Source organism: Kosakonia sp. WA-90, from assembly GCF_039871955.1.
GTDB classification, from domain to species: Bacteria; Pseudomonadota; Gammaproteobacteria; order Enterobacterales; family Enterobacteriaceae; genus Kosakonia; species Kosakonia oryzendophytica.
Genome location: NZ_JBDPLJ010000008.1, coordinates 100,258 through 110,431 on the forward strand (window position 1 = coordinate 100,258; position 10,174 = coordinate 110,431).

Annotated in this window: 9 protein-coding genes and 3 tRNA genes; all 12 read left to right on the forward strand. The window is 54.6% G+C overall.

Annotated features, from left to right (window positions below):
• The first annotated feature begins 157 nt into the window (after positions 1-157).
• The 12 genes from mltB (at position 158) to ABGA49_RS14845 (ending at position 10,141) form a co-directional block, all read left to right on the forward strand.
• Entirely contained in the window at positions 158-1,243 is a 1,086-nt protein-coding gene (gene mltB / locus ABGA49_RS14790; protein WP_061493456.1) for a lytic murein transglycosylase B, read from the forward strand.
• A gap of 225 nt (positions 1,244-1,468) precedes the next feature.
• Positions 1,469-2,143: an ATP-binding cassette domain-containing protein gene (locus ABGA49_RS14795; protein WP_134318783.1), complete on the forward strand. Its 675-nt coding sequence runs from the start codon at positions 1,469-1,471 to the stop codon at positions 2,141-2,143.
• Positions 2,140-3,003 carry a metal ABC transporter permease gene (locus ABGA49_RS14800; RefSeq protein WP_061493458.1) on the forward strand — a complete coding sequence of 288 codons (864 nt, stop codon included), beginning with the start codon at positions 2,140-2,142 and terminating at the stop codon, positions 3,001-3,003. Before ABGA49_RS14795 ends, ABGA49_RS14800 begins: the two co-directional genes overlap by 4 nt.
• Before the next feature lie 12 nt (positions 3,004-3,015).
• Positions 3,016-3,894 carry a metal ABC transporter substrate-binding protein gene (locus tag ABGA49_RS14805; RefSeq protein ID WP_347665747.1) on the forward strand — a complete coding sequence of 293 codons (879 nt, stop codon included), beginning with the start codon at positions 3,016-3,018 and terminating at the stop codon, positions 3,892-3,894.
• A gap of 188 nt (positions 3,895-4,082) precedes the next feature.
• Positions 4,083-4,580, forward strand: a complete 498-nt coding sequence (gene pncC, locus ABGA49_RS14810; RefSeq protein ID WP_061493460.1) for a nicotinamide-nucleotide amidase — start codon at positions 4,083-4,085, stop codon at positions 4,578-4,580.
• 90 nt (positions 4,581-4,670) lie between these two features.
• Entirely contained in the window at positions 4,671-5,735 is a 1,065-nt protein-coding gene (gene recA / locus ABGA49_RS14815; RefSeq protein WP_061493461.1) for a recombinase RecA, read from the forward strand.
• A 68-nt stretch (positions 5,736-5,803) separates the two neighbouring features.
• Positions 5,804-6,304 carry a recombination regulator RecX gene (gene recX, locus ABGA49_RS14820; protein WP_347665743.1) on the forward strand — a complete coding sequence of 167 codons (501 nt, stop codon included), beginning with the start codon at positions 5,804-5,806 and terminating at the stop codon, positions 6,302-6,304.
• Between the two features lie 131 nt (positions 6,305-6,435).
• On the forward strand, positions 6,436-9,066 hold the full coding sequence (gene alaS / locus ABGA49_RS14825) for an alanine--tRNA ligase (protein ID WP_347665744.1): 2,631 nt from the start codon (positions 6,436-6,438) through the stop codon (positions 9,064-9,066).
• A 238-nt stretch (positions 9,067-9,304) separates the two neighbouring features.
• Positions 9,305-9,490, forward strand: a complete 186-nt coding sequence (gene csrA / locus ABGA49_RS14830; RefSeq protein ID WP_007370562.1) for a carbon storage regulator CsrA — start codon at positions 9,305-9,307, stop codon at positions 9,488-9,490.
• 337 nt (positions 9,491-9,827) lie between these two features.
• Positions 9,828-9,920, forward strand: a tRNA-Ser gene (locus ABGA49_RS14835).
• A gap of 4 nt (positions 9,921-9,924) precedes the next feature.
• A tRNA-Arg gene (locus ABGA49_RS14840) sits at positions 9,925-10,001 on the forward strand.
• Between the two features lie 63 nt (positions 10,002-10,064).
• Positions 10,065-10,141, forward strand: a tRNA-Arg gene (locus ABGA49_RS14845).
• The last annotated feature ends 33 nt before the right edge of the window (positions 10,142-10,174 follow it).

The following is a 10,174-nucleotide window of genomic DNA, read 5'->3' on the forward strand; positions in this document are numbered from 1 at the left end:
AAGATATTGCGAGGAGGGACGGTTTTAAATGAATGCGCAATAGCAGGATGAAAAGTGAAGTGCGATCGTGCACGCAGGCGTTATGACGCTTCCTTGTCGGTGGTCAGATGCTTTACCATACTTGCTCCTGGCTGAATTCGTTTAAAATGGATGTCCCATGTTGAAGCGTTGTTACGCAGCGTTGCTGCCTGCGTTTGTCGTGCTCTGTGCCTGTAGCAGTAAACCCCCCCTTGCCGAAACCCCACAGACTGCATCGCCGCCTGCGCCGTCCGGCGGGTTTTTGCTGGCACCGCAGCACAATGTTGTGATGACCGGGGGCGATTTTGCCAATAACCCGGCGGCAGAGCGGTTTATTGATCAGATGGTGAGCAAGCACGGTTTTGACCGCCAGCAACTGCATGAAATTATCTCACAGGCAAAACGCCTGGATTACGTCTTGCGCCTGATGGACAAGCAAGCGCCGACCACCGCTGGGCCGAGTGGGCCAAATGGTGCCTGGCTGCGTTATCGCAAGCAGTTTATTACCCCGGATAACGTGCAAAACGGCGTGGCATTCTGGAATCAATACGAAGATGCGCTGAACCGCGCATGGATGGTGTACGGCGTTCCGCCAGAGGTCATTGTCGGCATTATTGGTGTGGAAACCCGCTGGGGCAGAGTGATGGGCAAAACCCGTATTCTGGATGGTCTGGCGACACTGGCTTTTGACTATCCGCGCCGTGCGGATTACTTTGCCGGCGAGCTGGAAACGTTCTTGTTGATGGCGCGTGACGAAAGCGATGACCCGCTTGAGTTGAAAGGCTCTTTTGCCGGCGCAATGGGCTACGGCCAGTTTATGCCATCCTCCTACAAGCAGTTTGCCGTGGATTTTAATGGTGACGGGCACATTAACTTGTGGGATCCGGTGGATGCCATTGGCAGCGTGGCCAACTACTTCAAACAGCATGGCTGGGTGAAAGGCGATCTGGTCGCCGTTCCGGCTAACGGTCAGGCTCCGGGGCTGGAAAACGGCTTTAAAACCAACTACAGCATCGGGCAACTGGCATCTGCCGGGTTAACACCGCAGCAGCCGCTGGGCACACATCAGCAGGCCAGCTTGCTGCGCCTGGATGTGGGTACTGGTTATGAGTACTGGTACGGTTTACCCAACTTCTACACCATCACCCGTTACAACCACAGCACCCACTACGCAATGGCAGTCTGGCAGCTCGGCCAGGCAGTTGCGCTGGCACGGGTTCGCTAATTCAGCGCCCCTCCTGTGGGAGGGGACTGAAACATTTCGACGCATTCCCGTTTCGCCTACCCGTTTACTTCATTATCACTTCCGATTATTGTTACGTTATAACATATGAGGTGAGTGAATGATTCCCGTAACCCTGTTTTCCCTTTCCGCCACGACGCGGCTACTGCTGGCGGCGGTGTTATTGCTGGTGCTCTGGCTGCTGACTTGTTGGGCGGTGGCGCTGCCATGATTGAACTTGACCACCTGGTGGCTGGCTATGACAGGCAGGCGATTACCCCGGCACTGTGCGGCCGGATAGTGCGCGGCAGCATGACTGCCATCGTTGGCGCAAATGGCTGTGGTAAATCGACACTTCTGAAAACCCTGGCGGGATTTTTACCGCCGGTCAGCGGTGTGCTGCGCTGGCCGGAGCGGCGTCCTGTCATTGGCTGGTTGGCGCAGCGCCATGCGCTGGAATCACAGTTCCCGGTGACGGTGCAGGAGGTGGTGAGCATGGGCTGCTGGCCGCGTATTTCATTGTTTCGCGGGCTGAACCGTGCAGCCCGCAGCCGTGTGGCGCAAGGGCTTGAGCGTGTCGGGCTAACAGCAATGGCGCGGGAAACGATCGATACACTCTCTGGCGGGCAGTTTCAGCGCATGTTGTTTGCCCGTGTTTGGGTGCAAAACGCGCCGTTGGTGATGCTTGATGAGCCTTTTACCGGCATTGATGAGGCGACGTCTCAGATACTGATGGAGCAGATTGTTGATATGCATTGCAGTGGGCAAACCATTCTGGCGGTACTCCACGACAGCGAGCGTGTCGCGCGTTATTTCCCGCAAACCTTGCGGCTTGGCGAGCAACAACCGCTGTGGGGTGCAACACACACCGCACCGCTGCAAACAGAGGTCTGCAGCGCATGATCTGGCATCTCTTTTTTCAGCCTTTTATTGAATTTGGCTTTATGCGCCGCGCGCTGGTGGTGTGCATGGCGTTATCGGTTAGCACTACGGCGCTGGGTGTTTTTCTGCTGTTGCGGCGCATGAGCCTGATGGGGGATGCATTATCACATGCGATTTTGCCGGGTGTTGCAGTGGGGTATCTGCTTAATGGCATGTCGCTGCTGGCCATGAGTATTGGCGGGTTTATCGCCGGGATTGTCGTGGCGCTGGTGGCAGGTTGGGTTAGCCGCCGTACGCCTCTGAAAGAGGATGCCAGTTTCGCCGGTTTCTACCTTGGTTCATTGGCACTTGGCGTGACGCTGGTGTCGTTGCGCGGCTCCAGTGTTGATCTGCTGCATCTGCTGTTTGGTTCAATTCTGGCAGTGGACAACGATGCCGCGCTGTTTGTTGCCGGGGTTGCCAGCCTGACGCTGGTGGTGCTGGCGTTGGGTTACCGTGGCCTGGTCAGTGAGGCCTTCGATAGCGCCTTTTTGCAGGTTAATGCGCCCCGAGTGCCTGGTATGTTCCACGGGCTATTTCTGGCGTTGCTGGTGCTGAACCTGGTAGCCGGATTTCAGGTACTGGGCACCTTAATGGCGGTTGGGGTGATGATGCTACCCGCTGTGGCGGCTCGCTGCTGGGCGCGTACCTTAGCGGGATTGTTATTGCTGGCGGCTGCTATCGGCGCGGTCTGTGCCTGGTTGGGATTAAGTTTGTCCTGGAGCGCGGGTTTACCTGCCGGTCCGTCGATTGTGCTGACGGCCAGCCTTATCTTCTTTTTTTCCATTTTATTCGGTACGCGCAGCGGGCTGGCTCACAGCCTGCGCACACTGTTAACTTAGCAAGGGGAAATGATGAAACGTACAGGGGTGATACTGGCGCTCGTGTTGAGCGTAATCGCGCAGGGGGCAATGGCAAAAACCCTCAATGTGGTGACCAGCTTTTCGATTCTTGGCGATATCACGCAGCAGGTGGGAGGCGATCATGTCAAGGTGACGACGCTAGTCGGGCCAGATGGTGATCCACACACTTTTGAACCGTCGGCGAAAGATAGCGCATTGCTTAACAAAGCCGATGTGGTCGTGGTCAACGGACTCGGGCTGGAAGGCTGGCTGGACAGGCTGATTAAAGCGTCTGGCTTCAAAGGCCAGCTTGTTGTGGCGTCCACGGGGGTTACAACCCATACGCTGGAAGAAGATGGCGCAACAGTGACCGACCCGCATGCGTGGAACAGCGCGGCTAATGGCGCACTCTATGCGCAAAATATTCTTGCTGCGCTGGTGAAAGCCGACCCGGCTGATGAAGCGGCATTCAACGCATCAGGTCAGCGCTATATCGCGGAGTTGAAACAACTGGATAGCTGGGCAAAAGCGCGTTTTAGCGCTATTCCGCAAGCGAAGCGTAAAGTACTGACCAGTCACGACGCGTTCGGCTACTTTGCCCGTGCTTATGACGTTGAATTTATGGCACCGCAGGGGCTCTCTTCTGAAAGCGAGGCCAGCGCGGCGCAGGTGGCGTCATTGATCCAACAGATCAAAGCCGATGGTGTAAAAGTGTGGTTTATGGAAAATCAGCTGGATCCGCGCCTGGTGAAACAGATTGCCAGCGCTACGGGCGCGCAACCGGGCGGCGAACTCTACCCGGAAGCGTTGAGTGCCAAAGGGGGTGTGGCGGATACCTACCAGAAAGCATTCCGTCATAATGTTGATACCATCGCGAATAGCATGAAATAACCTCGCATGACCGGATGGCGCGCCCGGACGTTGCCATCCAGTCATGTTACGTTTGCCGGAGGCGCGCGCCGCTAACCGCATCAGGCAAATATTTCTGAAGCCTCCTCGTAAATTCGTTAACCCATCCCCATCTTTGTGCTGAAAGTGGTATCTTTTCCGCCACGATTTTTTGACGCACGGGAGCCATCATGACGGACAGTGAATTAATGCAACTGAGCGAACGTGTCGGGCGGGCGCTGCAGGCGCGCGGCGCTACGCTTACGACCGCTGAATCCTGCACGGGCGGGTGGATCGCGAAAGCGATCACCGATATTGCCGGCAGCTCCGCCTGGTTTGAGCGCGGCTTTGTCACCTACAGTAATGAAGCGAAATCGCAAATGATCGGCGTACAGGACGCCACGCTGGAAGCGCACGGCGCGGTCAGCGAGCCGGTGGTGGTGGAAATGGCGATTGGTGCGTTAAAAGCCGCGCGTGCCGATTTCGCGGTGTCGGTCAGCGGTATTGCCGGGCCGGACGGCGGCAGCGAGTCGAAACCGGTTGGCACCGTCTGGTTTGGTTTCGCCAGCGCGCGCGGAGAAGGGATCACCCGACGCGAATGTTTCCAGGGGGATCGTGAAGCAGTGCGCCGGCAGGCGACGGCTTATGCGTTGCAAACCCTGTGGCAACATTTTCTACAAAATACTTGATACTGTATGACTATACAGTATAATTGCCACAACAAAACAGTAATTCACGGCGGGGCGTAACGCGCTTCACTCTGCATGACAGGAGTAATCATGGCTATCGACGAAAACAAACAAAAGGCGCTTGCAGCCGCACTGGGTCAGATCGAAAAGCAATTCGGTAAAGGCTCCATCATGCGTCTGGGTGAAGACCGTTCCATGGATGTGGAAACCATCTCTACCGGCTCGCTCTCTCTTGATATCGCACTGGGTGCTGGCGGTTTGCCGATGGGGCGTATCGTCGAAATTTACGGGCCAGAATCTTCCGGTAAAACCACCCTGACGCTGCAGGTGATTGCCGCCGCGCAGCGCGAAGGTAAAACCTGTGCGTTTATCGACGCCGAACATGCGCTGGATCCGGTGTATGCCCGCAAACTGGGCGTTGATATCGACAACCTGCTGTGTTCTCAGCCGGATACCGGTGAGCAGGCTTTGGAAATCTGTGACGCGCTGGCGCGTTCCGGTGCGGTTGACGTGCTGGTGGTTGACTCCGTTGCGGCGCTGACGCCGAAAGCGGAAATCGAAGGCGAAATCGGCGACTCTCACATGGGCCTCGCGGCGCGTATGATGAGCCAGGCGATGCGTAAGCTGGCGGGTAACCTGAAACAGTCCAACACGCTGCTGATCTTTATCAACCAGATCCGTATGAAAATTGGTGTGATGTTCGGTAACCCGGAAACCACCACCGGTGGTAACGCGCTGAAATTCTACGCCTCCGTGCGCCTGGATATCCGCCGTATCGGTGCGGTGAAAGAGGGCGACAACGTTATCGGTAGCGAAACCCGCGTAAAAGTGGTGAAAAACAAAATCGCAGCGCCGTTTAAACAGGCTGAATTCCAGATCCTCTACGGTGAAGGCATTAACTTCTACGGCGAACTGGTTGATCTCGGCGTAAAAGAGAAGCTGATTGAGAAAGCGGGTGCCTGGTACAGCTACAACGGTGACAAAATCGGTCAGGGCAAAGCGAATGCAACGACCTGGCTGAAAGAGAACCCGGCGGCAGCGAAAGAAATCGAGAAAAAACTGCGTGAGATTCTGCTCAGTAATCAGAGCTCCTCTGCGGAATTTTCGGTGGATGACAGCGGCGAAGGCGTTGAAGAAACCAACGAAGATTTCTGATAATCTGAACCGCAATCAAGGGCTGCTGATGCAGCCCTTTTGCTTTTCTATGGCCACAGGATTTCGTCATGTCAGAGAATAGTTCCCGCCGCTCTTCAGTTGCACGCCTGCGCGATCGCGCGATGCGTATTCTGGCGATGCGCGACCACAGTGAACAGGAGTTTCGTCGCAAGCTAACGGCGCCGGTAATGAGCAAAAATGGCCCGGAAACACTGGATATCACGCCGGAAGAGGTCGACCAGGTGGTGGCATGGTGCCTGGAGCATCACTTTCTCGATGATATGCGCTTTGTACGCCAGTTCATTGCCAGCCGTGCCCGCAAAGGTTATGGCCCAGCCCGCATTCGCCAGGAGTTAAATCAGAAAGGCATCGCCCGGCAGGTGAGTGAAAATGCAATGTATGAATGCGACATTGACTGGGTAGCGAGCGCTCGTGAGCAGGCGCTACGTAAATATGGTGAACCATTGCCAACCGAGTTTGTGGCCAAAGTGAAAGTGCAGCGTTTTTTACTCTATCGCGGCTTTCTGCAGGAAGATATTCAGGAAATCTGGCGAAATTTTGCCGACTGAGCGCATACGGGATTTTACTTCGCAGTAAAGAAAACTTATCTTATTCCCACTTTTTCCAGTAGCTGGTGCGTGGGCTATGCAAATAGCGGCGACCAGTTACCACATTTCGTTAGCTTGATTTCAGGATAATTATGAGCAAGAGCACCGCTGAGATCCGTCAGGCGTTTCTCGATTTTTTCCATAGCAAGGGACATCAGGTAGTTGCCAGCAGCTCCCTGGTGCCGAATAACGACCCGACTTTGCTGTTTACCAACGCCGGGATGAACCAGTTCAAGGACGTATTCCTTGGGCTCGACAAACGTAATTATTCCCGCGCTACCACTGCACAGCGCTGCGTTCGTGCAGGCGGTAAACACAATGATCTGGAAAACGTCGGTTACACCGCGCGGCATCACACCTTCTTCGAAATGCTGGGCAACTTCAGCTTCGGCGACTATTTCAAACATGATGCTATCCAGTACGCATGGGAGCTGCTGACCGGTGAAAACTGGTTCAACCTGCCGAAAGAACGTCTGTGGGTGACGGTGTACGAAACAGACGATGAAGCCTACGAAATCTGGGAAAAAGAAGTGGGTATCCCGCGCGAGCGTATTATTCGCATCGGTGATAATAAAGGCGCGCCGTATGCGTCTGACAACTTCTGGCAGATGGGCGATACCGGTCCGTGCGGTCCGTGCACCGAGATTTTCTACGATCATGGCGATCACATTTGGGGTGGCCCTCCGGGTAGCCCGGAAGAAGATGGCGATCGCTATATCGAAATCTGGAACATCGTCTTTATGCAGTTTAACCGCCAGGCCGATGGCACCTTGGAGCCGCTGCCAAAACCGTCAGTGGATACCGGTATGGGTCTGGAACGTGTTGCGGCGGTATTGCAGCATGTGAACTCGAACTATGAAATCGACCTGTTCGTGAAGTTGATTCAGGCGGTGGCGAAGGTGACTGGCGCGACGGATTTGAGCAACAAGTCGCTGCGCGTTATCGCTGACCATATCCGTTCTTGCGCATTCCTGATTGCAGACGGCGTGATCCCATCGAACGAAAACCGTGGCTATGTGCTGCGTCGTATCATTCGTCGCGCAATCCGCCATGGCAATATGCTGGGCGCGAAAGACACCTTCTTCTATAAATTGGTTGGCCCACTGATCGCTGTGATGGGTTCCGCCGGTGAAGATTTGCAGCGTCAGCAGGCGCAGGTCGAGCAGGTGCTGAAAACTGAAGAAGAGCAGTTTGCCCGTACGCTGGAACGCGGTTTGGCACTGCTCGATGAAGAGCTGGCGAAACTGAAAGGCGATACGCTGGACGGCGAAACGGCCTTCCGTCTGTACGACACCTACGGCTTCCCGGTCGATCTGACGGCGGACGTATGCCGTGAGCGCAATATCAAAGTCGATGAAGCTGGCTTTGAAGCCGCAATGGAAGAGCAGCGCCGCCGCGCGCGCGAGTCCAGCGGTTTTGGCGCAGACTACAATGCGATGATCCGCGTCGATGGCAGCTCTGAATTTAAAGGCTATGACCATCTGGAACTGAACGGCAAAGTCACGGCGCTGTTTGTTGATGGTAAACCGGTTAACGCGATTGCCGCAGGTCAGGAGGCTGTCGTTGTTCTCAACGAAACGCCATTCTATGCGGAATCTGGCGGCCAGGTGGGGGATAAAGGCGAGCTGAAAGGCAACGGTTTTGCTTTCTCCGTACAGGATACGCAGAAATATGGTCAGGCAATTGGTCATCTCGGTAAGCTGACTACCGGTTCACTGAAAGTGGGCGACGGCGTAAAAGCAGAAGTGGACGAAGCTCGTCGTGCGCGTATTCGCCTGAACCACTCCGCTACACACCTTATGCACGCTGCGTTGCGCGAAGTATTGGGTACGCATGTGGCGCAGAAAGGCTCGCTGGTGAATGACAAAGCGTTGCGCTTCGACTTCTCCCATTTCGAAGCCATGAAACCGGCGGAAATCCGCGCGGTAGAAGATCTGGTCAATGCGCAAATTCGCCGCAACCTGCCGATCGAAACTAACATCATGGATCTGGAAGCCGCGAAAGCGAACGGTGCAATGGCACTGTTTGGCGAGAAGTATGATGAGCGCGTGCGTGTACTGAGCATGGGCGATTTCTCCACCGAACTGTGTGGCGGTACGCATGCTTCCCGCACCGGTGACATTGGTCTGTTCCGCATTGTGTCTGAATCCGGTACGGCGGCAGGTGTGCGTCGTATTGAAGCGGTGACCGGCGAAGGCGCTATTGCCAGCCTGCATTCGCAGAGCGATCAACTGCACGACATTGCACAGTTGCTGAAAGGCGATAGCCAGAACCTCGGCGATAAAGTCCGCACCGTCATTGAGCGTACTCGTCAGTTGGAAAAAGAATTGCAGCAGCTTAAGGAGCAGGCGGCCGCGCAGGAAAGCGCAAATCTGTCTGGTAAAGCTATCGATCTCAACGGCGTGAAACTCCTGGTCAGCGAACTGGCAGACGTCGAGCCGAAGATGCTGCGTACCATGGTGGATGATCTGAAGAATCAGTTGGGTGCTTCAGTCATTGTTCTTGCCACCGTGACCGAAGGAAAAGTTTCTCTGATAGCGGGCGTGTCGAAGGATGTGACCGATCGTGTGAAAGCAGGGGAATTGATTGGCATGGTTGCCCAGCAGGTCGGGGGTAAAGGCGGCGGACGTCCGGATATGGCGCAAGCCGGCGGTACCGATGCGGCCGCGCTTCCAGCAGCGCTCTCCAGCGTTAAAGAGTGGGTAAGCGCTAAACTGTCATAATTACAAAGCGAAAGCAGACGCCATAACCTTGCCGTTATGGCGTTATTGCCACTACGCTATTGATAACAAGAAAGTCAGGTTGAAGTCTTGTATATCGGCTAAACTTAGGTTTAACAGAATGTAATGCCGTGACTGCTTACACTTAGGTGTTTGTCATCGCTTACTTTTTGGCGTTATATGATGGATAATGCCGGGATACAGAGAGACCCGACTCTTTTAATCTTTCAAGGAGCAAAGAATGCTGATTCTGACTCGTCGAGTTGGTGAAACCCTCATGATTGGGGATGAGGTCACTGTGACTGTATTAGGAGTTAAAGGAAACCAGGTGCGCATTGGCGTTAACGCTCCTAAAGAAGTTTCCGTTCACCGTGAAGAGATCTACCAGCGTATCCAGGCTGAAAAATCACAGCAGTCAAATTACTGATGCAATTATCGCGTCTCGCTGTTTCCCGGCGAGACGCAACACCTCCTCCTGATTCTCCCTCTGTTTCGTTATCTTTTTATTTCACTCGTCCCGATTTTGCCGTTATCTGCCGTTTTTTACGTCTGCTCCATTGTCGTTTTTTCTCAGCGGTACGGTGGAAATTCTGCTGATAAAACATCCTTTTTGGGCTTTTTACAGGCTAATTGTCTGCGAAGTGTGCAAACGATTCAGGGGCAGGAAAAAGTGTTTGACTTATAAGTCCCAGAAAGTAATATGTGCGCCACGCAGCGACGATGAGCTCTCAACAAGTTCTTCGAAGCACTCGAAAGAGGCGTGTGGTGAGGTGGCCGAGAGGCTGAAGGCGCTCCCCTGCTAAGGGAGTATGCGGTCAAAAGCTGCATCCGGGGTTCGAATCCCCGCCTCACCGCCATTTTGCATCCGTAGCTCAGCTGGATAGAGTACTCGGCTACGAACCGAGCGGTCGGAGGTTCGAATCCTCCCGGATGCACCATCTTGTTCAGTGTAGCGAGGTAACGTGGCACTGAATCAGCGTTGTAAAGCAAGTTTTCCCGATGCATCCGTAGCTCAGCTGGATAGAGTACTCGGCTACGAACCGAGCGGTCGGAGGTTCGAATCCTCCCGGATGCACCATCTTGTTCAGTGTAGCGAGGTAACGTGGCACTG

Coding starts and splice junctions, on each gene's coding strand:
- mltB (WP_061493456.1), top strand. CDS start 158: ATGTTGAAGCGTTGTTACGCAGCGTTGCTGCCTGCGTTTGTCGTGCTC.
- ABGA49_RS14795 (WP_134318783.1), top strand. CDS start 1,469: ATGATTGAACTTGACCACCTGGTGGCTGGCTATGACAGGCAGGCGATT.
- ABGA49_RS14800 (WP_061493458.1), top strand. CDS start 2,140: ATGATCTGGCATCTCTTTTTTCAGCCTTTTATTGAATTTGGCTTTATG.
- ABGA49_RS14805 (WP_347665747.1), top strand. CDS start 3,016: ATGAAACGTACAGGGGTGATACTGGCGCTCGTGTTGAGCGTAATCGCG.
- pncC (WP_061493460.1), top strand. CDS start 4,083: ATGACGGACAGTGAATTAATGCAACTGAGCGAACGTGTCGGGCGGGCG.
- recA (WP_061493461.1), top strand. CDS start 4,671: ATGGCTATCGACGAAAACAAACAAAAGGCGCTTGCAGCCGCACTGGGT.
- recX (WP_347665743.1), top strand. CDS start 5,804: ATGTCAGAGAATAGTTCCCGCCGCTCTTCAGTTGCACGCCTGCGCGAT.
- alaS (WP_347665744.1), top strand. CDS start 6,436: ATGAGCAAGAGCACCGCTGAGATCCGTCAGGCGTTTCTCGATTTTTTC.
- csrA (WP_007370562.1), top strand. CDS start 9,305: ATGCTGATTCTGACTCGTCGAGTTGGTGAAACCCTCATGATTGGGGAT.